Source organism: Lysinibacillus sp. K60 (genome assembly GCF_019731275.1).
Taxonomy (GTDB): domain Bacteria; phylum Bacillota; class Bacilli; order Bacillales_A; family Planococcaceae; genus Lysinibacillus; species Lysinibacillus capsici.
The window spans coordinates 157,290-179,685 of sequence record NZ_JAASJR010000006.1 but is presented as its reverse complement, the minus strand read 5'-3'; the positions used below and the strand labels follow the sequence as shown (position 1 = coordinate 179,685).

The following is a 22,396-nucleotide window of genomic DNA, read 5'->3' as shown; positions in this document are numbered from 1 at the left end:
TTTAAAGTGGTTCTACAGTTACCAATTTTATCATGATAAAGTACTTACCAATACCGAAGAGGGGGAATAAATATGAAGAAAACAGAAGAATTAGTGATTCAAGCCTTAAAAGCCGCGGCACGAGACGAGCGCTTGAAATATGCGGTGCAGCAATCAACAGAGCTTTACCCGTTATTATGGAAAGCAGCAAAAAGGTATGTAACAGGGGAAAAGAGAGAGGATGCCATCACTGCGGCACGTAATTATCTTAATGACAATTATAATATCTCCATTGAATATATTGGGGAAAATACAATCAATTTAAGGGATTGTCAAAAAGCAAAGGTTGAGCTTTTACAAGTAATTGAGGACATGGGGATTTTATCTTTGAAGCAAACAGTATCTTTCGATTTATCTCATATAGGTCTTTCTATTAATGCTGAGATTGCTTATAAGCACCTTGAAGAGCTTACACAAAAAGCTCAACAGTATGGAGTAACTTTGATGATAAGTATGGAAGAATCCTCAAAGACTAGTGATATTATTACTCTTTACAAAAAAATAGCAACGAAGTATACAAATGTTGGAATTACATTGCAAGTTCATCTTTATCGTACAAAGGTAGATTTACAAGAACTTATGCAATATCCAGGGAAAATAAGACTTGTTAAAGGGGCTTTTCAAGAGTCTGTAGATATAGCCATGATCAGATCAGAAGAATTGAATAAGCGTTATCTTGAGTATGTTGAACAGTTAGTAAATGCAAATCATCCGATATCAATCGCTACACATGATGAAATGCTTATTCAAGAGATAGAGCGACGTCAATATCTTGATAACTCAAATGTTGAAGTTGAGATGCTTTATGGTGTACGTCCTACATTACTCAATGAATTAAGAAGGAAAGATTATCGTTGTAGAGTATATTTAACGTATGGAAATGAGTGGTACTTATATCTTTGCCACCGAATCGCTGAACACCCTGAAAACCTCTATTTAGCAGTAACCGATATTATTAATGAATCCATTGAACGCGTAGTATAGAAGAATGAATAGATGGATCTGGAGTAGCGGGAAAGTTATTGTGGCAATGAGTATCGTTGGTAGTTCAGTTGTTGCGGGCAAGTTGGTTGTTCAAAGCTTTCCAATTTTCTTAGCGAATGAACTAAGATTTCTTGTGGCTGCAATTATTTTAATTCCTTTGTGGATAAAGATAGAGGGATTTTCAACATTAAACAGAAAAGAATTAGTAGCGGTTTTTTTACAAGCGTTATTAGGGGTGTTTTTATTTAATATATTAATGCTCCATGGTCTTTCAAAAACGACTGCTATGGAAGCTGGTATTATTACTGGTACTCTGCCAGTCTGCACTGCAATCCTATCCTATTTTATTTTGAAGGAGAAATTAACGAGGAATATGGGGATTAGCATACTTCTTGCCGTAGTGGGAGCTATCTTTATGAACATTGCTAACTATTCTGCTACTAACCATTATTCAACTTCATTATTAGGGAATCTATTCATTTTAGGGGCAGTATTTTGCGAATCTTTATTTATCATCATAGGTAAGTTAATTTCTTATCGTATGAGTGCTCTTACAGTCTCATCTATGGTTAGCTTATTTGGCGTCATATTATTTTTCCCATTTGCTGTAGCTGAAAGCAGATATTTTGAATTTAAAGAAATTTCAGCTGCAGAGTGGGGATTAGTATTATATTTCGGCATTGTTGTAACCGTCATAGCGTTTCTTTTGATGCAACAGGGTCTTGCAGTAATTTCAGCATCGTGGGCAGGTGTACTTACTAGCTTATTGCCAATTAGTAGTATGATTTTATCTTCTATTCTATTGGATGAAAAAATAACTAATCTTCAGGTCTGTGGTTTTTTCTTAATTATAGCTGCCATCTATTTACTGTCAAAGCAGAAAGGGATAAGGAACTAGTGATTTATAAGAAGTTAATTATAGGATAATATTGTTAAAAAAGGAGGGGTGAAGATGACACATCAACAAGCATTGGAACAATATATCCAAGCAACAAATACCCATGATTTTAATCAAGTAAAGGCTATTTTGCATCCACAAGCAATTTATTGGTTCTCTGATAAAACTTGCACAACAACAGAGGAGATTGAGGCTTATTTCAAGCATGCATGGAATGTCATTAAAGAAGAGGTTTATTCAGCTACTGATGTAAAATGGTTAACCGTTGATGAAAAGACGGCTACCTGTCTCTATACATATCACTATGAAGGCTATCATAACGAAAAGTTTGTATCAGGTAGCGGTAGAGCGACTAATATTTTTACATTAGTTAACGATCAATGGAAGATAATTCATGAGCATTTGAGTAGTGGTCATTAAATTATTTTCAATGTAACTTGAACAAGCAACAATATAATAATCACTGTTAGTAGTGTTTTGGCTATTTTTAATGGAATGTAGGGGAGCACTAGGAGACCTAATTGGGAGCCTATAATGGAGCCTAGTGCCATAGCAATTGCATAGTGCCATTGAATAAAGCCAGTGTGATAAAACACAATAAATGCACCTGTACAGCTCCCGAAGAGGAGTACTCGAGTGAGCTGTACAGCCTTTATATAAGTATGATGTGAACGTAGATAGTGTAAGATGCTAAATGTCGAAGAGCCAGGGCCGAAACCACCATCATACATGGCGATGATAAATGGTTGCCAAAAATGAGGTGCTTGATGTTCTAGCGAATCAGGAACTTCCGTCCACGCCTTATTTTTTAAAGTTACGACTAAAGCCAAAAGGAGTAGTACACAGGCCATATAGTTCATAGTTTGCTCAGACAGCGAAACAGCTAAAAGTGAGCCGCAAATCCCCCCAACAATAGCAAGGGCTATATATTTAATGATAGATGTGAGATGTAGCTCCTTCTGATAGAGTAGATAAAAAATACTGGATAAAGACGAAATGCCTGTCGAAAATTTGTTTGTGGCAATACTTGTTTGAATCGGGATACCGACAAGCATCATGGCAGGAAGTGTAATGAGTCCACCACCTCCCGCAAGTGTACCGATAAAAGCAGCTACCATTCCGATACATACGAGTGTTAAAGAAATGTTTGCATAGAAAAGTCCAATTAAGCTAAGTAGTACAAATAACAACAGCAGGATCATTTTATTCATAATCTTCTCCCTTTCTTTTATTAGCTTTAGGGTAAATGGTGTTGATGTATAAATCTAATATATAATTTTTGATGATTTATAGATTTAATTTATATTAATGGGGGCTGGCTGAATGAGATTGCTTCAAACGGAGGAAGAGCTGAAGAACTTAATCGCATCTGATGACTGGATGATGAGCATTTTATCCACAGTAGAAACTTTGCAATTACCAGATTGGTGGGTATGCGCAGGAATTATTCGCTCAAAGGTATGGGATTACCTTCACGATAAGGAGGAAAGAACACCAATTGCTGATATTGATGTGATATATTTTGATAAAGAAAATTTAGCAGAAGAAGTAGGGAAGCAGTATGAGCAAGAACTGAGAAAGGTATCTCCAAACGAGCCTTGGTCCGTGAAAAATCAAGCCCGAATGCATGTCCTAAATGGTAGTAAACCATATCAGTCTGCTGTTGATGGAATCTCTCATTTCCCAGAAATCCCAACGGCAATTGGAGTAAAATTATCAGATGGGTTTCTAGACATTGCAGCACCGTACGGTATTCTTCTTTTAGGAGCAGGCATTGTAGAGCCAACACCGTTTTACCTAGAAAATAAGGATGCCTATGCGATTTATCGTCAAAGAATTCAGCAAAAGCAATGGCATTTGAGTTGGCCAGAATTGAAAATTCATCTTCAATAAAAAAGAAAGAGGGGGACCAATTGCAACAAGATAAAACCTATGTCATTAAACACTATAAAAAATCTTTAGATTGGATAGATAATTTGCGAGGGTTATCTGAGGCGCAATGGCGTATGCCTATTGAACCTGGGAAATGGTCGGTTGCAGAGGTAATTGGGCATCTTCCTCCATGGGACAAGTTTGTGCTAAATCACCGAATCCCTTTGCTGTTTACAGATGAGCGTCTGCCGAAAGGACCAGATGTAGCACATTTGAATACGATGGCAGCTAAGAAAAGCCGTGAACAAACAATGGAGGAAACATTGAATGATTTTATGTCCACAAGGCGTCAATTATTGCAGAATATTCAGCAATGGACAGACGAGCAATGGCAACAGTCATTTAAAATTGGGCAGTCAGAAATGACTATAATCGACTATTTTGTAGGATTAATCAATCATGATTTACATCATTTTCCACAGATTCAGAATGTTATACATGTATAGGAGTTAGCATATGGATATCAAATATTTAATTGATTACTTTGCACATGCTTCTGTAAAATTTACAGATGTTTTTACTAAAAAAATGGACCCAGGTGAAGTAGATGCTGGTAGAACAACAGCTCCAGATAAGTGTGGTTTAGTAGTACCACTTGCAGGGAGTGCGATCTTTAGCTTTAATGGAACCCCCTATATGATGGAGCCTGGAATGATTGTCCATGCAGGCCCCCAGATGCCGATAGAAGTGAGAGCGACTGGTCATAAAGGTTGGGAGTATGCAGTTGTTCATTATCGCCTACCAACAGAAGAAATAAATCTATATCCACTAGCAGAGCAACATTTTCTAATTAATACAGGTTTTAACACACAAATTATTAGCCATGTTAAGCAATTAGTGGAGAGCTATTCCTTTCCTGGTAATATGGCTGTATTCAAGTCTAAGACATTATTTATGAATTTGTTGGAAGATATCCTTGTGGCGGCAAAAATGCAGGTTTTAGATAGTACCAGCGAATTAATAGAGCAGGCATTACAGTATATACATGAAAATTATTCAGAGCAAATCTCAGTATCAAATATCTCGATGGAATTGGGCATTGAGCGTCGTCGTTTTGCTTATTTATTTGAGCAGCATACAGGTATGAATCCAAGCACTTATATTACGGAATATCGTATACGGCGTGCAAAAGACTTGCTAGAATATGATGTCATTCCAGTAGCTGAAGTAGCAGAATGTGTCGGATATGTCGATTGCTTTTACTTTAGTAGAGTGTTTAAAAAGTGCACAAATTTATCTCCTTCCGCCTATAGAAAGATGAAAATGGAGGAATCCAATTATATGTAAAAAAACTGCTTCTTCCAAAAAAAGAAGCAGTTTTTTTAATAGCAAAATCGGCAAAAATCCATGTCATTCTCGAAATCGTCCATTCACAATCTTTTTTCACTTTGTTAGGATAGTATCGTAAATGATAATGAGTATCAATTATGTATTGACTTATATATGAAAACGATTATCATTATCAATATGAGCTCGTTAGGAGAGAATATCTATGAATAAATATTTTAAAATGTGTGCACCTGCACTATTAGTATTATCACTGGCTGCATGTGGAACAGATAAAGCAGAGGAATCAACATCAACAGCTAATACAGCAGAGACAAGTGCAACAGAATCACAGACAGAGCAAGCTAAATCAACACAGACCGTAACGTACTTAGGTGAGCAATATGAGCTACCAGCCGAAGTAAAAAACATTGTCGCTGCCAGTCTTGAATCGATGGAAGATGCGGCGATGCTTGGTATTAAGCCAGTAGGTGTCCTAGAAGTAGGTGGAAAAGTTCCTGCCTATCTAGCAACAGATTTTGAGGGAGCTACACTTGTAGGAAATAAAATGGAGCCAAATGCAGAAGCCATTCTTAATCTGGATCCTGATGTAATTGTGGGTACTTCGAAATTCCCTGAAGAAACGGCTGAAAAGCTCAACAAAATTCAAACAATGATTCCATACTCACATATTTCAACAAATTGGAAAGAAAATTTAACATTGCTTGCACAATTAGCTGGGAAGGAAGAGGATGCAAAGAAAATCATCTCTGACTATGAAGCAAAAGTTGCTGATGCCCAAGTAAAATCCAGGGAGCAATTAGCAGATAAGCAAGTATTAATCATCCGTGTTCGTGGTGGAGTGATGTACATCTATCCAGCAGGCGTTTATTTAAACCCTGTTCTATATGAAGATTTAGGAGCACCTGTACCAGAAGTTGTTACAACAGCTAAGGCGCAAGCGGAACTATCACTTGAAACATTAGCACAAGTAAATCCAGATGTGATTTTCCTACAATTCGAGGATTCAGAGAATAAGGATACGCCAAAAGCTTTAGAGGAGCTACAAAAGAATCCAATTTTCACTAGCTTAAAGGCAGCACAAAATAATCAAGTTTTCGTCAACACAATTGAGCCATTAGCACAAGGTGGTACTGCTTGGTCTAAGGTGAAATTCTTAGATGCTGCAACTGAAAAATTATTTAAATAGTATAAACAGGCTGGTAGTAGATTTGGTGATATCACCGGGCTATTACCGGCCTTTTGTAAGATGTGGCATTTTTCATTGCAGGCAGTTGTTAAGGGTATACACTTAAGTGATCGATATTGTATACCGCAAAATGGATAAAGAAAAAGGTGTGAAAGTTGAAAAAAACAAACATAGTGTCGTTTTCAATATTAGCGATATCTCCTTTCCTTATTGCCCTTGTGGCACTTATTTCTGTTATGTATGGGACAAAAGATATTAGTGCCATTACAGTATGGCAGTCGATGACAGCATTTGATCCATCGGATGTTGATCATCAAATTATACGGACAGGCCGTATTCCAAGAGTTGTCGCGGTATTACTAGTTGGAGCATTTTTAGCAGTTGCCGGTGCAGTCATGCAGGGGATTACACGAAACTATTTAGCCTCGCCTTCATTAATGGGTGTCAATGATGGCTCTGCATTTGTCATTACATTAGCCATTGTGTTTTTTCCAGGGCTACCAAACTATCAAATGATTTTATTATCGATGCTTGGTTCTGCATTGGGAGCAGGTATTGTCTTTGGTTTTGGCTCGTTAATCCGCAATGGCTTATCTCCAGTAAAGCTAGCCATAATTGGAACTGTCATTGGCACATTTTTAAGTAGTATTGCTACTGCTATTGCGATGTATTTCCAAGTATCACAAACAGTAAGTGCTTGGTATAACACAAAGGTACATATGGTAGATATGGATATGCTGATCCTTTCTATTCCATTTGGTTTAACTGGGTTGATCTTGGCTTTATTCTCTGCAAAAGCAATTACCATTACTTCATTAGGTGAAGATATTGCCATGGGGCTAGGACAGAAAACAAAAGCAGTACGTATTATTAGCATGCTAGCTGTCGTATGTTTGACAGGGACAGCCGTTGCCCTTGTAGGGAAAATCGCCTTTGTAGGGTTAGTCATACCACATATTACACGCTTCCTTGTTGGTGTTGATTATCGCTATATTATTCCTTGTGCAGCCGTCATTGGAGCCTTTTTCTTAGCGCTTTGTGATGTCCTGAGCCGCGTTGTCAATTATCCATTTGAAACGCCAATTGGTGTCTTAACCGCATTGGTCGGTGTACCATTCTTCTTATATTTAGTTCGTAAGCACGGAGGTGAAAAACGTGCGTAAAAAAACCTCAAGTGTATTCTTTTTAACCATGCTGATGCTTGTTTTAATGATTTTAGTTGCGAGCTATTTACATATTACAAATGGTGTTTTTGATATGTCTGTAATGGATGTCATCAAAACATTGTTGCGGATGGAGTCAAATTCAAAGTTTGATCTTGTTATATTTGAATTCCGTTTACCTCGGGTTGTCATTGCTGGACTTGTCGGTATTGGCTTAGGTATGGCTGGAGTTGTATTACAGGGGATTACACGCAATGGACTAGCAGATCCAGGAATATTAGGGATTAATGCTGGAGCTGGTGCAGCAGTCGTTCTATTCATGTACTTCTTTCAATTAAAGCTAGTGAGTGCAGATATGAACAGCTGGATGTCAATTTTAATGATGCCACTATTCGGTTTTATCGGTGGAACAATTGCAGCTATCTTGATTTTTTCATTTGCTTTAAAAAATGGTCATCTGGATATGCAGCGATTAATCTTAACTGGTATAGCTATCAATAGTGGATTTGGAGCTTTGTCCTTGTACCTATCCTTAAAAATGAGTGCACAAGATTTTGAATCAGCGGCTATTTGGATGGCGGGTTCTATTTATAATGCGAATTGGATCTTTGCGCTTACGATGCTACCTTGGCTTTTGATTTTAGGAATATATGTGCATAGAAAATCTTATTTACTCGATTATTTTCAGCTTGAAGAGGATAGCATCACAAGTTTAGGAATAGCTGTTGAAAAGGAGAAAATGAAGCTGTTATTAGCCAGTGTAGGTCTTGTCAGTGCTTGTGTGTCTGTATCAGGGAGTATTGGATTCATAGGTTTAATGGCCCCACACATTGCCAAGCAGCTTGTTGGTATTCAACACCGTTATGTTATGCCAGTGAGTGCTTTAATTGGAGCAGGTCTGTTAATCCTAGCTGATTTTATTGGTAAAACCGTTTTTGCACCATCGGAACTGGCTGTTGGTATTGTCGTTTCAATTATTGGGATTCCATATTTCTTGTATTTACTGGTGAAATCTAAGGCATAGGAGGAAATGGCGTGCAAACTGCATTTAGAATGGAAAACCTGGCTTCAGGTTATGAGCAGGTACGTGTCTTTGAAGGGTTAAATTTAACGATAGAAGAGGGCAAAGTGACTACAATCATCGGTCCGAATGGTTGTGGTAAATCTACACTCCTAAAAACGATAGGACGTATTTTAAAAAAACAACAAGGTACGGTATATTTGCAGGAGCAAAATATGCAAAATTTATCGACCAAAGATATTGCCAAGAAACTAGCAATATTATCTCAAACACCGATAGCTCCTGGTCAATTGAAAGTGGAGCAGTTAATTGCGTATGGTCGCTACCCACATCGCAACAATGTTAATCGTTTAACGAATAAGGATGAGGAAATGATTGAATGGGCTTTAACGGTTACTAATACGATGGAATATCAAAATAGGGAGCTTGCCCAGCTTTCAGGAGGTCAGCGTCAGCGTGTTTGGCTGGCTATGGCCTTAGCACAAGAAACAAATATCTTGCTATTGGATGAACCTACTACTTATTTAGACATGGCTCATCAGCTAGAGGTATTGGACATTGTTAAAAGTTTAAATGAGCAGCACAGCTGTACAATAGTGATGGTTCTACATGATATTAACCATGCTGCCAGATATTCAGATCATCTTATTGCAATGCGTAACGGTATTATCATGCAAACTGGCACGCCACAGGAAATTTTAAGTGCTGAGGTGATGCGTAAAGTATTTAATATTGATGCACGCATTATGGAAGATCCTGTAACAAATACACCTGTATGTTATGGCTACGAAATTTTGAAGGAGGATATCTAATGAATATAAATAAAGTAGACTACGTTACACAACAAATGACTTCAAAATTGACAAATTATTCGTACACGATTAACATCTATGTGCCAGAGGAGGAAGCACCACAAGATGGCTTCCCAGTTTTGTATGTACTCGATGGCTCACCCTATTTTAACCTTGTAAAGGAAGCGGTGCGTCTACAAAGTCGTAATGCACCAAAAACAGGTATCCTTCCTGCTATTGTTATTGGAATTGGTCATGGCGACGATATGCGTGAAAGAAGATTTTATGATTTTACAGCACCTGCGGAGTCGTATATTTATCCAGCAAGATTTAAAGGAAAAAGTCATGAAAAGCTTGGAGGAGCAGTGGATTTTAGTCGCTTTATAGAAGAAGAGCTAAAGCCAACGATTGAGGCACAGTATCCAGTAAATCGAGCACAGCAAGCTTTATTTGGTCATTCCCTAGGAGGTTACTTTACACTGTGGCAACTATTTCACCACCAATCAAGCTTCCAGCGCTATCTAGCTATTAGCCCATCCATTTGGTGGAATGAGCATGAATTAGTGCACTGTGCTTCAGTATTTCTGAACGAGCATCAAGATATGAACGAAACTTTGTTTTTGAGCGCAGGTGAACTTGAAACCTTTATGGTGGATGATGCGCGCCAAATGGCGACCGTATTAGAAAAAATAATGAATGTTGAATTTTATGAGGCTTTAAACGAAAATCATGCTTCGATCGTACCAACTGTTATGAGTAGAGCCATACGTTTTACGCATAAATCACATTAATAGTAGACCGCATTGTCTTTTGACAGTGCGGTTTCTTTTTATTTATTAATAAAATTACCGAATGGTACGCATAATAAAGGAAATTTGGTCATCTGTCTGGGATAAATGGAGGCGCTGTATGCAAAATAAAATTTTAAAAAACCCAGTATTTCTTATTTCTAGTGGAGTAATTTTTCTTTTGGTCATTATTGGAGCAACGATACCAGAAAAATTTAAGAACGTAGCAAACAGCGTATTTCATATGACTACGGATTATTTCGGCTGGTTTTATTTATTGACAGTCTTTATTATCGTTATTTTTTTATTCGGCTTGGCAATAAGTAAATATGGCACCATTCGCTTAGGGGCAGAAGATAGTCGACCTGAATTTAGCTTTCTAACATGGATTTCCATGCTTTTTTCCGCAGGACTTGGCGTAGGCTTGGTCTTTTGGGGAGTAGCTGAGCCAATGAGTCATTACTTTTCACCACCTTTTAGCTCTACGGAACCTTTAACAACAGATGCTGCAAGACTTGCCATGGGATATTCATTCTTTCATTGGGGTATAAGCCAATGGTCAGTGTATGCTATTATGGGACTGGTCATGGCCTATGTACAATTTAATAAAAAACGAAATTTATTAATCTCTACAGCTTTAGAGCCAGTCACTGGTTCAAATCGTATAGTCAAAAGTACGATTGATATTCTGGCAGTTATTGCTACAGTTATGGGTGTAGCCACGTCTATTGGCCTCGGAGTTCTACAAACAAATGGGGGATTGAAATTTGTCTTTGGCTTGCCAAATACATTTTTTATACAAATATCTATTATTGCCATTATGTTTGTAGGCTATATGTTTTCTTCTACGACAGGTCTTCAAAAAGGGATTCGTATTTTAAGTAATGTTAATATGGGTCTTGCGATTGTTCTGTTGCTTTTTGTATTTATAACAGGCCCTACAGTTTTCATTCTAGAAACTTTTACATTAGCAATAGGGGATTATATTTCAAATTTTATTCAGTATAGCCTTCGAATGCAGCCATATGTGGGGGGAACTTGGGTAAAAGATTGGACTATTTTTTATTGGGCTTGGGCTATTGCTTGGTCTCCGTTTGTGGGATCATTTATAGCTCGTGTATCTAAAGGTAGAACGATTCGAGAATTTATTATAGGGGTTTTAATTATCCCACCCCTTATTGCCTGTTTTTGGATTGCAGTCTTTGGTGGTACTGCCATGTGGTTTGATTTACATGAAAATGCACATATAGCTGAAGCGGTTAGTAATGATGTTACAATTGCACTTTTTCAAATGCTTGAACATTTGCCATTATCACTGTTAGCCCCAGTTATAGGCATAATGTTAATTTTTACTTTCTTAATCACTTCTGCTGATTCAGCTACATTTATTATGGCTAGTATGACGTCCAGAGGTTCTTTAAATCCCACAATTTTATCAAAGTTAGTATGGGGTGTCTTAATGGCAGCTATTTCAGGCGTTTTATTGTATACAGGGGGTCTTGAAGCATTACAAACGGCCTCGTTAATCGCAGCATTACCTTTTACAGTGGTTTTACTTTTATTAATGATTGCGTATATTAAGATGATGAAGGAAGAGATTATTCCTCTTCAGAAAAAGGATATTCAACGTTTGAAAATAGCGAGAAAGCATATTGAAAAGGAAGCAAAAATAAAAGACAAACATACTAAGTAGTAGGCCGTATTAGAAATAATACGGTTTCTTTTTGTTTTAATATACATTATTATGAATAAAAAAACTATTAGGGGTGCTTTATGATGGAAATTGTGTTAGCAGAGTGCAAGGATGCCCCAGTAATACATCAGTTGATGCTACAGGCGTTTCAAGAATATGAAAAAGCTACACCACCATCCAGTGCACTAAGTGAAACGGTGTATTCTATTGAGCAGGCAATGGAGCAAAGTGAACAAGCGTTTATTGGCTATATCAATAAACAGCCAGTTGCCATGGTAAGGTTTAAACTCAGTACAAAGGGGATTTATTTTTTTAGACTTTCAGTTATCCCAGAAAGACAAGGACAAGGTTTAGCTAAGGCACTAATTTCTTGGCTTGAACAATATGCACTATCGAAGGGGATAACAATTAGTCAGTGCAAAGTACGTATGAGTGTTCCGCGTAATATTGAGTTATATCGTTCATTAGGTTATGTTGTAACGAAAGAGGAAATGGTGAAGAATTGTAATGGTAACTCTCTAGTAATAGCAACAATGGAAAAGAAACTTTCCAATTAGGAGGAATTTAATTGAGAAAAAAGCTTGGCTGCTTGCATGCTCATTATTCCAATATAGAATACATAGAGCACGCTTTTCAAAGCGCTGAAGACATAGAGATACTCCATTTTGTAGACCCTGGCGCGATACAGCACGTGTCTAAAGGTAGTGATGGTTTAGCGCGTAAAGTTAAGGAGCAAATTGAATGGATAATTAGCTGTGATGTGGATGCCATTTTAATAACGTGTACAAATTATATTGCTTTATTAGAAGGAGAAACTTTTTCTAATCCCCTGATCCCTATTATAAAGATTGATGAGCCCTATTTTGAAAGTATATGTAGTAAGCAACAGCCTCAAACAATTCTTTTCTCAAATCCAGCGACTGTTGAAGGAACGATGGCAAGACTTCACCAATATGCTAAGCAACGAGGAATATCAGTAGATGTAGAGGCAAAAATTATTGACCATACATTTGAGCTTATTATACAGGGGAAAAAGGAAGCCTATGATGAGACTATTTTAAGAACTTTACATACTTTATCAGCTGAGCAAAAATTTCTATCTGTAGCCCAGCTATCGATGGTGGATGCAGCACAACGATTTGAAGATCACACGGCGATTACAATTCTCCATCCATTAAAGTCATTAGTTGATATTGTAAAGAGTACGATAAAATGATGGTTTCGCAATTTACAGAATTATCTGTAACAATATGGTTATAACAAACGTTTCATAAGAAAGGGGGATGTTATGAAACGAGTTGTATTTTTATGTATATTGCTATTATTTTTAGTGGGTTGTACAGATAAAGCAAATGTTACAATGCCAGAGGATCTACCTGATTTTGTACAAGAAAATGATTTTGCATTAGTTGATTGGGAGCATAAGGCAGAGAAATTTGGTGAAAGAGGCATTATTGGTAATGCTGATAAATCGGGTGTCATTGGCGCAGATATGCCAAGTTTAAGCATACAAAAATGGATGTGGCATCTATGGGGAATAGATGAAGTACGAGATACAGAATTAACGGTTATTGGATACCATAGAGAATCTAAAGTCATACAACCGATTTTAGTGGATGGTTGGAGCATAGGACTCGGCGGACCTGTTAATGGAGCAGATGCACATACACCTTCTCATGTGAAAATTCCTCAGTCTGGTGAATGGGCTATTCTACTATATACAAATGAAAAATACTTTGATACGTTGATATACGATATCCGGGAATAATAGTAAACCCTTATTTTGTAAGTATTTAAACTTATAAAATAAGGGTTTTTGATTGTTTGAATATGTATTGGGAAAGGAGGTGTATGTTGTGCGTATGTAAGCTTACATTGTGTATTGCTTTCATATTCTCTGAAATGCACAAGATGCTGAAGTCGCCATTCAGAAAGTATATATAAATACGAAAAGCTATTGAACATAGATAATTACAGTGCATGGTTGTAGCAAGAAAAATATTAAATTGGTAATATAAAAAGTAAAATGGAGGTCAGCAATATGAAAGATTTACGTTATCCTATTGGACAATTCCAATTTCCCAAAGAAATGAATTCACAGCAAGTACTAGAGTGGATTAATGAAATCCGTTTGTTACCAAAACAACTTGCAGAGGCGTTAAGTGGTGCAAGCGAGCAAGACTTAGCAAAATCTTACCGTGAAAATGGCTGGACCGTGACACAGCTAGTCCATCATATTGCTGATAGTCATATGAATAGCTATATCCGTTTTAAGCTAGCGTTAACAGAGGATGTACCAACCATTAAGCCCTACAATGAGGCAGAATGGGCACAGCTACCAGATTCTGAAATGCCAGTAGCAATTTCTTTTAATTTGATTGAAAGCTTACATGAACGTTGGGTTTATTTACTGTCAAGTTTATCGGATGAACAATTAGAAAGAGCCTTTAATCATCCTGATTCAGGCCTGACGACTCTTGAGCATGCAATTGGCCTTTATGCATGGCATGGCAAGCATCATTTGGCACATATTCAGAATGCTTTGGTTAAATAAATATTGATGTTTTATGAAAAAACAAGTGATTTCTGCTAATGAGGAAATCACTTGTTTTCATTTATTATTTAAGTTTATTTTATACGATAGTAATACCAGCACTTGCGTTACCAGCAAGTGTAGCAGCAACTCCTGTAGTAGTCATAGAGAATACCATTAGTAAACGATCACCAGTACTTACAGGTACTGAAACGTTTGCATTACCACTTGCAATCGTACCTACAGCTAATGCTAATAATGGTAAAGCTGGTGCTAAATCAACAAATGCTCCAGTTGGGCTGAAAACGTTGCTTCCTGAAACTGCACGGTAAATTTGTGCTCTTACTGTTGCTGTTCCTGTTAGTGTTAAAGCAGCTGTTGCTGAGATTGTAGCAGAAATAGATGTAATTGTACCTGGACGTGGAACAGTAAATGCTTCTGTAGCAAGACTAGATGTTAAATCGATATTAACGCCAGCTAGAGCAACCCCTGGAACAGATGTACCAAATCCAACAAGACTTACAGTACCAACTAAACCAGTAGCAAGAGACACTAAAGCAACAGGAGTAATTCCTGATGAGAATGGGATAATGGAACCAGTAGCGGCTGGTGGAGTAATACATGCAGCGTCAATTGCAACAAAAGGTCCCAGTGCAGTACACTCCCCGTTACCATGACCGTTACCTGAACAGCCACACATTGAGTTATTCAAACACATTTTTACACCCCCTTTCTTCATTATTCTATTCATTTCAGATTAGGGGTTAAGGGCAATTATCTATTTCACCTATAAATTCAATGATTTCTTAATGACAGCTTTTATTTGACACATAAAGACATCCACTATGTATGTTTTGACATAGTGGATGTTTAAGATAATGTTAACTCCATCTTTTAAAGAAATCGAAAAATGAGTTTTTTCCCTTTTTATGTTCTTCCTCAATCGGCTTGTTTACAGGTTCAAGTTGCATGATCTCTTCTTCAAAGGACGGATGAACCTCATAGGTTGCATCAGCATGATACACTTCAACATATTCTTCTGTTTCCAATGAAGGAGAGTGATCTATATCTGCAGGTTCTGCTACTGTTTCTGCAATGATTTGGTTGAGAGGCTCACTAGCTATTGCTTCAATGTCTTGATTAACAGGCTCGCTAGGTTGCTCCAAGATAACTCGTTCTATCGAGTCATTCGTTACAATGGGATTCTCAAGATTGTTATGTTCATTCTCAATTTTCACAACCTCCATAGGATTATTTAATGTTTCAGTTTTAGTGCTATCGGATTCATTAACTATAGAAGATTGTAAAGTATCATTCTCGATGTTTTCTTCGCTTGAAGCAGGCTGTACGGCAGATGGATCATAAACACTTACTGGAACTTCCTTTGCATCCATGGCATTTTTAAAATGGAAGGTGGATTCAACTGTCGTGTTTCTGTATAAACCATTGTATATTTGGCTGGGGTGCGTATTGATTGATTGAAAATATTGCTGATTAAAATGCCGTTCTTCAGGTTTAGTTTCCGGTAGACCATTCTGAGGAGAGGGACCCCCGATATTTACATTTGGTTGGTGGTTTTTGGCTTTACCTGCCACACTTTGTAGTAGTCTATAAGAAGGTTGTGCTGATGTAATTGTAGTTTGATCTGCTGTCTGTGTCATTCTAGGTTGTCTAGGTAAAAGATTAGAATAAGCTTGAGCAGGCATGTCAATGGAGGGCGGTACGGTTTTTGTATCATTTCCTTTAACTGGCAATAGTCTATTTAAAATTGATAAAATCTCTTGGTTCATTCCTTCAATGGTTTGATTCAAAGACTCAAGCTGTGTTGAAAGAACCTTAATTTGATCGTCGTATCCTTTTATATATGAATTTTGTTTAGTATCCAATGTCTGAGTAATCCCTTCTAAATGGGCCATCTGTGTTTTTAGTCCATCAAACTCCTGCTTCATATAAAGGAAATCTTCAATTGACTCCCCCATTTTTAACGAGGTTAACGATTCTCTATAAGATTCAATTTTTTGCTTTAAATTTTCAATTTCTTGAGTGGTATACAATTTTGACTCTTCCATTGTAGTTCACCCCTTTCAGTCCATTATTAGTTTATTAAAAATATTGACTTTCTGTTACAAATATAACGGTTCTTTCAACATTTTGATTCGTATCGTTAATGAGGGAAGTGTATGAAAACAAATCTTGATTGATTTTAATAAATATCCAATGTAACTATTTGTTAGCCCATGCACTTATAGCTGAAAAACATATGCTACAAACGAAAGATAAAAATTTTATGGAGGTGTCAAAAGGATGCAAGAGCATATGCCATCCCAGGCGCAGGAACTAATCTGTATAAATGTTGATAAGGTATACGACTGGATTGTAAAAGAAATGTCGTTTGATATTTCACCTACTGGACCAATTACATTCCCAGGTGTTACAGCAACTACTGACTTAACAGGTGCTATTGTTACTTGTCGAGTAATTCCAGCAACTACAAATCCAATTGTGATTCTGAACCGTGAGAATCGCCAATTCTCTATTGATGGATCAACGGTTTGTCTGCAACATCTAAATGTTCAAAAGAACTTCATTCTAACAATTGTCGTTACTTTACCTAATGGTACTGTTTTCACAAGCAATAATATTCCAGTTTCTCGCTGTGAGCAAGTGACATTATGTGCACCTAAGGGAACAGACGTTGAAATTTTATACACAGATTTAGATTGCTTCGTTTGTACAACTGGAACACTTAGTGTTGGAACAGGTGCTGCAGCAGGTACAATTACGTTCTCTGCGTTGACAATTACTGTTGCTGTTTGTCAAAGTATTCAATCTACATTCCCGGTTACTGTGGAATTTTTAGCAACTTTCTGCGAACCAAGAGCAGACTTACCATTCTCATGTCCAACTGCGGTTCGTCCACAACAATGCCCAGTTATTTTCCCAACTGTTGGTTAATTGTGATAACAAAAAGAAGAAAGTCATACTATGAAGAGAGGGTAATCCTCTCTTTTTTTTAATGGAAATAACAAGGAGGTTTAAAGTGGCAGATCGTATTGAAGACAAGATACAGGCACTAAAAGAACAAACAAATGCCTATGTTCATGATATTAAAAGGTTGGTTGAGGAATTAACAATTCCCAATAGGATTAACCTCATTAGTTATTTTACAACTGCATTTAATATTTCTTATGATCCTGAGCAAGAGAGTTTATGTTTAGGCTCCTATCATATTCGTAATATTGGTAGTGCAGCCGTCACGAACCCATCTCTGTGTATAACAATACCCAAGGAGTCACCTTTTTACTTTTCAGGGAGATATGTTCATGAAAATTTCACTCCGAATTTTAAAACACAGGGGCAGAGTCAGTGGGAGCGTTTTAATGACAAATCAAGCAAAGAGGAGTATTGGCTGAGACCAGTTGGTAAATCAACAATCGAACCGAATGAAACTATTTCATTTACCAATTTTCAAATAAAATGGTCCCATAATTTATCATATTCAGGCACGATTATGGGTTTTACATATTGCGATCAGCTCACAGAAGGTGTTGTTGTTTTAAATCCAATTAATCTAAATGGAATGGGCCAGACACAGGAGGAAGACAATGAGTGACAACGAAAAACAAGAGTTTGGTAGTGTAATTCAACAATTAGTGAAGGAACAGCTAAGTCGTCGCAATGAACAAGACAATAGCTTTGCCTTTCTTGAAAAAAGTACATTACAGCTATTAATTGCCTATCTTGTTTCAGGCGAGAATAGTCATGTTGACCAATTAGAGAATTCAAAGTCAGAAGGAAAATGGATGAAGCAGCTGGATGATTTACTAGAGGAAAGTAGAGAGCAGCTTGAAGAGGTGGTCAATTTACTAAAAAGATATTCAGGCTAGGGGGTGTGATGATGGACAATGATATTGTGAAAAACAATGATCCAATACAGCTCCAACAAATGATTATTTTTTTAAGGGCCGAGTTAGCCAAGTACAAAAATGAAGTAAAAAGACTTAGAGATAGTGATTATTATGCTTTGGTTCTTCGACTTGAACGAGAAAATGTTCAATTAACAAGGCATAAAAAAGAACTTTCAATGGAGCTCCTAAAGTTGAAAAGAGACTTTGATAAAGAATTGCAAGCTTACGATGAAGAAATTCAGAAGAGAGAAGCACAAAGAAAAAAGCAAATTGCATCCATTGAGGCATTATTAAAGGAATTGGCAGAGTTGCGGGCTGAAAATAAGTCATTGATGGACAAAATTCAAGCATCAAAGGAGGCTTCGATCGATCCAAATGAAAGGTCTATGGTGGAAGGCATAGATAAAAAGTTAAGTGACTATACAACCTTAGCAAGTAAACAAATGGAGAATATTATAGAGACTCTAGAAAAATACCATAGAGAGAAAGTAGAATCGGACAGCCTTCATCGACATTTATTAAGTGAGTTAGAGATGAAAAATCTAGATATTGAGAGATTATCCAATGAAATAGTTGCATTAAAAAAACAATCTAAGGATAGTAGCACATCAATGAAACAAGGAGTTAATATTGATGAACAAATAGATTTTAGATTACGCATGCTCGATGAATTAGATGAGAAATTGAATGAATTAGCGTTAGAAATCAATAGTGAGCAGCTTTAGCTATAAAATTTCATTATGACTGTTTCAAAAGTATGCCTTTGAAACAGTCATTTTTTTGATTCGAATAAGAAGCTTTTAAGGAGGTTCAACCGCTCACAATGAAGAGGAAGGCACTCCAAAGTAGGTGAGACTAGCTCCAGAGGTCCCTTTTGACCCTCATTCCAATATTACTTTGTTTCTCTATGCAGGGTTACACGTTTCAGGCGAGGGGAGTACTTTTTAAGCTCCAATCTTTCGGGATTATTGCGTTTATTTTTAGTAGTAATATAGTTTTTATCACCTGTTTCAGTACAGGCTAGTGTTACTTGTACACGCATTGAAGGACCTCCTTTTAAATAGTAATTATTACGATTTAAACAATATATTTCTCACTGGATATTGTCAAGTTTAATTTCACTAGTAATAAAAAGTTTTGCATTTTCCAAAATAATATGATTTAATTACAAATTGTAAATAGTAATGATTACGATTTGAGGAGTTGTAAGAATGACAAAGAAAATTCCTGTTACAGTATTGAGTGGATATTTAGGTTCTGGTAAGACAACAATGATGAATCATGTATTGCAAAACAAAAAGGATTTACGTGTCGCTGTTATTGTGAATGATATGAGTGAAATTAATATTGATGCGGAGCTTATCGCAAATGGTAGTGGTATATCACGTACAGAGGAAAAATTTGTAGAGCTATCGAATGGTTGTATTTGCTGTACATTACGAGAGGATTTATTGCAGGAGGTGGAACGTCTTTCGAAGCTAGGCAATATTGATTACATTTTAATTGAATCGACAGGGATTAGTGAGCCGATTCCCGTTGCACAAACATTTAGTTATTTAGACGAGGAGCTTGGCATTGATTTAACGAAGTTTTGTCGATTAGATACATTGGTTACAGTCGTAGATGCCCATCGTTTTTGGCATGATTTTCAGTCTGGGGAAAGCTTATTGGAGCGGAAGGAAGCTGTTGGTGAATTAGATGAGCGTGATGTTGCAGACCTTCTTATTGATCAAATTGAATTTTGTGATGTCCTTATTTTAAATAAGTGCGATTTAGTATCCGCAGAGGAGCTTGAACGGTTAGAACGTATTTTACGTGCATTACAGCCTGAGGCAAAACTTATACGTACAACAAATGGTGTTATCGATCCAGTTGAAATTTTAAATACGGGGCGCTTTGACTTTGAACGTGTCTCTGAATCGGCTGGTTGGTTAAAGGAGTTGGAGCTTGGTCATGAAAACCATACACCAGAGACTGAGGAGTACGGGATCTCTTCCTTTACCTATAAACGCAAAAGACCGTTTCATCCGATGCGCTTTGTTGAGTGGTGTGATCACATGCCAGATTCAATAGTACGAGCGAAGGGTATTATTTGGAGTGCAAGACATCAGGAAGTTGCACTATTATTATCACAAGCTGGGTCATCTGCAAAAATTGAACCAGTCTCTTATTGGGTAGCAGCTCTTTCTCAAGCCCAGCAGCAGGATGTGTTCCAGCAAAGCCCTGAAGTATTGGAAGATTGGGATGAAGAGTTCGGAGATCGAATGACACAACTTGTTATTATTGGCATTGATCTAGATCGAGAAGAAATCACTAAACAGTTAGACAACTGTTTGTTAACAAATGAAGAGTTTCAGAACCCTTGGGAACGTCTACAAGACCCATTTAACTGGGAATGGCAATAAAGAAGAAAAGAAGATTTCGGCTAAGACTCCGAAATCTTCTTTTGAAATATACGATTATAATTAGTAGCATCTCGTAATGCTTTTTCTTCTATAGGTATTCGGACAGAAAGCATTGTAATATTGAGTAATGTAAAACAAAATGCTGTAAAGTAAGCCTGAAACATGAGTGGTAGCAAAAGGATTTCTAAACAAACTACCGCATAATTGGGGTGGCGCATATATTCATATGGCCCTTTACGAACAACTTGTGCGTCAGGTAAAATGAGGATTTTTGTATTCCAAAAAGTGCCTAAAGAGCGAATACACCAGATCCGTAAAGCCTGCACTGCTAAAAATAATATAAAAAATAACGGAAATAAGGGCGAGATGCCATTGTTGTTTGTGACGATTTCCACTATTAAAAACAGAAAAAAGCTAACATGCATGGCTACCATATAGGGGTAGTGTGAAGCACCTACTTCATAGGCTCCTTGTGAGAGCATCCATTTCTCATTGCGCTTGGCAATGACAACCTCTGTCAATCTTTGTAGAACGACAAGGATAAAAATAAAATAGAAGATCATGTTACTCCCTCCAGTTTAATAATACAGCTTCTGCACAAAAACCAGGGCCAAGAGCTACGAGCAAACCTGTATCCTCCACTTGTCCTTCATTTAACATAAACTGCTCTAATACGTATAACACTGTCGGTGATGACATATTACCATGTCGTCTCAATATTTCCCGAGAAATGTCGGTTTTTTGGGGAGATAGATAAAGTGTATCTTCATAAGCTTTTAATACCTTTTTTCCTCCAGGATGCGCAATAAAATGAGTCAATTGTTCGCTATACAGTTCTTGATCCATTAAAAATTGCTCGATGAAAGGTCCGAGCCAATTGGTAATAATAGAAGGAATGCTTTTTTGGAAAATGACATGAAGCCCGTTGTTTTTCACATCCCAACCCATTACATTTTCCGAATCTGGCATCCATTTAGAACCTGTAGCTAGAATATTAGGGGTTGGCCTTTTTGTTGCGAAAGCTACTTCATCCCCACAAACAAGTATACATGCTGCACCATCGGCAAAAAGGGAAGCACCAATTAAATTACTTTTAGAAAAATCATTTGGCTGAAAAGTGAGGCTACATAACTCGACACAAACGACAAGCACCTTTGCATGTGGATGGGCTTTACAAAAATCATAGGCTCTGCTTACACCAGCGGCTCCTCCTGCACAACCAAGACCCCATAGAGGAATGCGCTTAAGTCGATCTGAAAAGGGAAGCTTGTTCATAACACGTGCGTCAATGCTAGGTGTTGAAATTCCTGTACTGCTAACAAAAATGATGGCATCGATGTCCTCAGTTGGAATAGATGAGGATAAAAAAGCTGTATTAGCTAAACATGCTTGAATGACATTTACACTGTATTGTGTAGCCAACTCAATATATAAATTATTACGTTCTTCAAAGGAGTGATTCGTACGATGCCATTCAGCTGGCACACAAAAATGGCGTGTGTCGATGCCACCATTATCAAAAACCTTTAAGTAGCGCTCTAGTTTTGGAATTTTTGCATAGAAAAGCTCTTTCGTTAGTTCCTCTGCGTTATCTTGCTGTAATGTGTAAGGTGGTTGATATGTGCTAATTGAAATGATTTTAGGCAACTCAACATCTCCTCGCATTTAGTGGTTTTTTCATTGTATGCGTGGATGATTGGAATAAATGCTAACGTAATTTTGATATTAATTATATAGTATCCACTAAGTATTGAAATGTCTGAAT

Annotated in this window: 27 protein-coding genes; 21 read left to right on the top strand and 6 right to left on the bottom strand. The window is 37.2% G+C overall.

The features are described from left to right. Nucleotides 1-72 precede the first annotated feature (72 nt). Genes HCH28_RS14910 through HCH28_RS14900 form a run of 3 tightly spaced genes read left to right on the top strand, consistent with a single transcriptional unit; the run spans nucleotide 73 to nucleotide 2,341 of the window. Complete coding sequence (locus HCH28_RS14910) at nucleotides 73-1,023, top strand: proline dehydrogenase family protein (protein ID WP_221681629.1); 951 nt, start codon at nucleotides 73-75, stop codon at nucleotides 1,021-1,023. Nucleotides 1,024-1,027: 4 nt separating this feature from the next. After that, nucleotides 1,028-1,921, top strand: a complete 894-nt coding sequence (locus HCH28_RS14905; protein ID WP_255601455.1) for a DMT family transporter — start codon at nucleotides 1,028-1,030, stop codon at nucleotides 1,919-1,921. 54 nt (nucleotides 1,922-1,975) lie between these two features. Beyond that, on the top strand, nucleotides 1,976-2,341 hold the full coding sequence (locus HCH28_RS14900) for a YybH family protein (RefSeq protein WP_016993074.1): 366 nt from the start codon (nucleotides 1,976-1,978) through the stop codon (nucleotides 2,339-2,341). On the opposite strand, the gene HCH28_RS14895 is transcribed toward HCH28_RS14900, so the two are convergent. Continuing rightward, nucleotides 2,338-3,132 carry a sulfite exporter TauE/SafE family protein gene (locus tag HCH28_RS14895; RefSeq protein WP_221681627.1) on the bottom strand — a complete coding sequence of 265 codons (795 nt, stop codon included), beginning with the start codon at nucleotides 3,130-3,132 and terminating at the stop codon, nucleotides 2,338-2,340. The genes HCH28_RS14900 and HCH28_RS14895 overlap by 4 nt on opposite strands. A 112-nt stretch (nucleotides 3,133-3,244) precedes the next feature. Between HCH28_RS14895 and HCH28_RS14890 the strand changes: the two genes are divergently transcribed. The 13 genes from HCH28_RS14890 (at nucleotide 3,245) to HCH28_RS14830 (ending at nucleotide 14,339) form a co-directional block, all read left to right on the top strand. Continuing rightward, nucleotides 3,245-3,814 carry a nucleotidyltransferase family protein gene (locus HCH28_RS14890; RefSeq protein WP_221681626.1) on the top strand — a complete coding sequence of 190 codons (570 nt, stop codon included), beginning with the start codon at nucleotides 3,245-3,247 and terminating at the stop codon, nucleotides 3,812-3,814. A gap of 20 nt (nucleotides 3,815-3,834) precedes the next feature. After that, a complete protein-coding gene (locus HCH28_RS14885) occupies nucleotides 3,835-4,299 on the top strand; it encodes a DinB family protein (RefSeq protein WP_221681618.1) in 465 nt (154 codons plus the stop codon). A gap of 10 nt (nucleotides 4,300-4,309) precedes the next feature. Further along, nucleotides 4,310-5,140, top strand: coding sequence for a helix-turn-helix domain-containing protein (locus HCH28_RS14880; protein WP_221681617.1), 831 nt, complete (start codon nucleotides 4,310-4,312; stop codon nucleotides 5,138-5,140). Nucleotides 5,141-5,345: 205 nt separating this feature from the next. Beyond that, nucleotides 5,346-6,329 (top strand): ABC transporter substrate-binding protein, encoded by a 984-nt coding sequence (locus HCH28_RS14875; RefSeq protein WP_221681616.1) that lies wholly within the window; start codon nucleotides 5,346-5,348, stop codon nucleotides 6,327-6,329. Nucleotides 6,330-6,484: 155 nt separating this feature from the next. After that, complete coding sequence (locus tag HCH28_RS14870) at nucleotides 6,485-7,492, top strand: FecCD family ABC transporter permease (protein ID WP_221681611.1); 1,008 nt, start codon at nucleotides 6,485-6,487, stop codon at nucleotides 7,490-7,492. A 28-nt stretch (nucleotides 7,493-7,520) separates the two neighbouring features. After that, entirely contained in the window at nucleotides 7,521-8,516 is a 996-nt protein-coding gene (locus HCH28_RS14865; protein ID WP_221681825.1) for a FecCD family ABC transporter permease, read from the top strand. Between the two features lie 29 nt (nucleotides 8,517-8,545). Next, nucleotides 8,546-9,325, top strand: a complete 780-nt coding sequence (locus HCH28_RS14860) for an ABC transporter ATP-binding protein (protein WP_221681822.1) — start codon at nucleotides 8,546-8,548, stop codon at nucleotides 9,323-9,325. Next, entirely contained in the window at nucleotides 9,325-10,095 is a 771-nt protein-coding gene (locus HCH28_RS14855) for an alpha/beta hydrolase (RefSeq protein WP_221681609.1), read from the top strand. Before HCH28_RS14860 ends, HCH28_RS14855 begins: the two co-directional genes overlap by 1 nt. Nucleotides 10,096-10,213: 118 nt before the next feature. Continuing rightward, nucleotides 10,214-11,785 (top strand): BCCT family transporter, encoded by a 1,572-nt coding sequence (locus HCH28_RS14850; RefSeq protein ID WP_221681607.1) that lies wholly within the window; start codon nucleotides 10,214-10,216, stop codon nucleotides 11,783-11,785. 83 nt (nucleotides 11,786-11,868) lie between these two features. Next, nucleotides 11,869-12,342 carry a GNAT family N-acetyltransferase gene (locus HCH28_RS14845; protein ID WP_221681605.1) on the top strand — a complete coding sequence of 158 codons (474 nt, stop codon included), beginning with the start codon at nucleotides 11,869-11,871 and terminating at the stop codon, nucleotides 12,340-12,342. An 11-nt stretch (nucleotides 12,343-12,353) separates the two neighbouring features. Further along, nucleotides 12,354-13,001 (top strand): hypothetical protein, encoded by a 648-nt coding sequence (locus HCH28_RS14840; protein WP_221681603.1) that lies wholly within the window; start codon nucleotides 12,354-12,356, stop codon nucleotides 12,999-13,001. A 72-nt stretch (nucleotides 13,002-13,073) separates the two neighbouring features. Then, nucleotides 13,074-13,553 (top strand): DUF4871 domain-containing protein, encoded by a 480-nt coding sequence (locus HCH28_RS14835; RefSeq protein WP_221681601.1) that lies wholly within the window; start codon nucleotides 13,074-13,076, stop codon nucleotides 13,551-13,553. Between the two features lie 273 nt (nucleotides 13,554-13,826). Next, entirely contained in the window at nucleotides 13,827-14,339 is a 513-nt protein-coding gene (locus HCH28_RS14830) for a YfiT family bacillithiol transferase (RefSeq protein ID WP_221681599.1), read from the top strand. 79 nt (nucleotides 14,340-14,418) lie between these two features. Here the strand turns inward: HCH28_RS14830 and HCH28_RS14825 are convergent, their stop codons facing one another. Together HCH28_RS14825 and HCH28_RS14820 are read right to left on the bottom strand one after the other, a co-directional pair. Beyond that, entirely contained in the window at nucleotides 14,419-15,036 is a 618-nt protein-coding gene (locus tag HCH28_RS14825; protein WP_221681597.1) for an exosporium glycoprotein BclB-related protein, read from the bottom strand. A 163-nt stretch (nucleotides 15,037-15,199) separates the two neighbouring features. Further along, nucleotides 15,200-16,387 (bottom strand): hypothetical protein, encoded by a 1,188-nt coding sequence (locus tag HCH28_RS14820; protein WP_221681596.1) that lies wholly within the window; start codon nucleotides 16,385-16,387, stop codon nucleotides 15,200-15,202. 235 nt (nucleotides 16,388-16,622) lie between these two features. Here HCH28_RS14820 and HCH28_RS14815 point away from each other — a divergent pair, with 235 nt between their 5' ends. From HCH28_RS14815 to HCH28_RS14800, 4 genes are all read left to right on the top strand, one after another. Further along, a complete protein-coding gene (locus HCH28_RS14815) occupies nucleotides 16,623-17,273 on the top strand; it encodes a BMQ_0737 family morphogenetic spore coat protein (protein WP_004231775.1) in 651 nt (216 codons plus the stop codon). Nucleotides 17,274-17,358: 85 nt separating this feature from the next. Then, nucleotides 17,359-17,931 carry a hypothetical protein gene (locus HCH28_RS14810; protein WP_221681595.1) on the top strand — a complete coding sequence of 191 codons (573 nt, stop codon included), beginning with the start codon at nucleotides 17,359-17,361 and terminating at the stop codon, nucleotides 17,929-17,931. After that, nucleotides 17,924-18,205: a hypothetical protein gene (locus HCH28_RS14805; protein ID WP_221681594.1), complete on the top strand. Its 282-nt coding sequence runs from the start codon at nucleotides 17,924-17,926 to the stop codon at nucleotides 18,203-18,205. The genes HCH28_RS14810 and HCH28_RS14805 overlap by 8 nt, the downstream gene beginning before the upstream one ends. An 11-nt stretch (nucleotides 18,206-18,216) precedes the next feature. Then, nucleotides 18,217-18,951, top strand: a complete 735-nt coding sequence (locus HCH28_RS14800; RefSeq protein ID WP_221681593.1) for a hypothetical protein — start codon at nucleotides 18,217-18,219, stop codon at nucleotides 18,949-18,951. A 167-nt stretch (nucleotides 18,952-19,118) separates the two neighbouring features. Here the strand turns inward: HCH28_RS14800 and rpmG are convergent, their stop codons facing one another. Beyond that, a complete protein-coding gene (gene rpmG / locus HCH28_RS14795) occupies nucleotides 19,119-19,268 on the bottom strand; it encodes a 50S ribosomal protein L33 (protein WP_004231780.1) in 150 nt (49 codons plus the stop codon). 169 nt (nucleotides 19,269-19,437) lie between these two features. On the opposite strand from rpmG, the gene HCH28_RS14790 reads away from it, so the two are divergent. After that, nucleotides 19,438-20,631: a GTP-binding protein gene (locus tag HCH28_RS14790; protein WP_221681592.1), complete on the top strand. Its 1,194-nt coding sequence runs from the start codon at nucleotides 19,438-19,440 to the stop codon at nucleotides 20,629-20,631. A 20-nt stretch (nucleotides 20,632-20,651) separates the two neighbouring features. Here the strand turns inward: HCH28_RS14790 and HCH28_RS14785 are convergent, their stop codons facing one another. Further along, on the bottom strand, nucleotides 20,652-21,194 hold the full coding sequence (locus tag HCH28_RS14785; protein ID WP_221681591.1) for an isoprenylcysteine carboxyl methyltransferase family protein: 543 nt from the start codon (nucleotides 21,192-21,194) through the stop codon (nucleotides 20,652-20,654). A 1-nt stretch (nucleotide 21,195) separates the two neighbouring features. Then, nucleotides 21,196-22,278, bottom strand: coding sequence for a type III polyketide synthase (locus HCH28_RS14780; RefSeq protein ID WP_221681590.1), 1,083 nt, complete (start codon nucleotides 22,276-22,278; stop codon nucleotides 21,196-21,198). Nucleotides 22,279-22,396: the final 118 nt, after the last annotated feature.

Coding starts and splice junctions, on each gene's coding strand:
- HCH28_RS14880 (WP_221681617.1), top strand. CDS start 4,310: ATGGATATCAAATATTTAATTGATTACTTTGCACATGCTTCTGTAAAA.
- HCH28_RS14890 (WP_221681626.1), top strand. CDS start 3,245: ATGAGATTGCTTCAAACGGAGGAAGAGCTGAAGAACTTAATCGCATCT.
- HCH28_RS14895 (WP_221681627.1), bottom strand. CDS start 3,132: ATGAATAAAATGATCCTGCTGTTGTTATTTGTACTACTTAGCTTAATT.
- HCH28_RS14865 (WP_221681825.1), top strand. CDS start 7,521: ATGCTGATGCTTGTTTTAATGATTTTAGTTGCGAGCTATTTACATATT.
- HCH28_RS14835 (WP_221681601.1), top strand. CDS start 13,074: ATGAAACGAGTTGTATTTTTATGTATATTGCTATTATTTTTAGTGGGT.
- HCH28_RS14825 (WP_221681597.1), bottom strand. CDS start 15,036: ATGTGTTTGAATAACTCAATGTGTGGCTGTTCAGGTAACGGTCATGGT.
- HCH28_RS14790 (WP_221681592.1), top strand. CDS start 19,438: ATGACAAAGAAAATTCCTGTTACAGTATTGAGTGGATATTTAGGTTCT.
- HCH28_RS14855 (WP_221681609.1), top strand. CDS start 9,325: ATGAATATAAATAAAGTAGACTACGTTACACAACAAATGACTTCAAAA.
- HCH28_RS14805 (WP_221681594.1), top strand. CDS start 17,924: ATGAGTGACAACGAAAAACAAGAGTTTGGTAGTGTAATTCAACAATTA.
- HCH28_RS14905 (WP_255601455.1), top strand. CDS start 1,028: ATGAATAGATGGATCTGGAGTAGCGGGAAAGTTATTGTGGCAATGAGT.
- HCH28_RS14815 (WP_004231775.1), top strand. CDS start 16,623: ATGCAAGAGCATATGCCATCCCAGGCGCAGGAACTAATCTGTATAAAT.
- HCH28_RS14830 (WP_221681599.1), top strand. CDS start 13,827: ATGAAAGATTTACGTTATCCTATTGGACAATTCCAATTTCCCAAAGAA.
- rpmG (WP_004231780.1), bottom strand. CDS start 19,268: ATGCGTGTACAAGTAACACTAGCCTGTACTGAAACAGGTGATAAAAAC.
- HCH28_RS14900 (WP_016993074.1), top strand. CDS start 1,976: ATGACACATCAACAAGCATTGGAACAATATATCCAAGCAACAAATACC.
- HCH28_RS14850 (WP_221681607.1), top strand. CDS start 10,214: ATGCAAAATAAAATTTTAAAAAACCCAGTATTTCTTATTTCTAGTGGA.
- HCH28_RS14785 (WP_221681591.1), bottom strand. CDS start 21,194: ATGATCTTCTATTTTATTTTTATCCTTGTCGTTCTACAAAGATTGACA.
- HCH28_RS14800 (WP_221681593.1), top strand. CDS start 18,217: ATGGACAATGATATTGTGAAAAACAATGATCCAATACAGCTCCAACAA.
- HCH28_RS14875 (WP_221681616.1), top strand. CDS start 5,346: ATGAATAAATATTTTAAAATGTGTGCACCTGCACTATTAGTATTATCA.
- HCH28_RS14820 (WP_221681596.1), bottom strand. CDS start 16,387: ATGGAAGAGTCAAAATTGTATACCACTCAAGAAATTGAAAATTTAAAG.
- HCH28_RS14860 (WP_221681822.1), top strand. CDS start 8,546: ATGGAAAACCTGGCTTCAGGTTATGAGCAGGTACGTGTCTTTGAAGGG.
- HCH28_RS14910 (WP_221681629.1), top strand. CDS start 73: ATGAAGAAAACAGAAGAATTAGTGATTCAAGCCTTAAAAGCCGCGGCA.
- HCH28_RS14845 (WP_221681605.1), top strand. CDS start 11,869: ATGGAAATTGTGTTAGCAGAGTGCAAGGATGCCCCAGTAATACATCAG.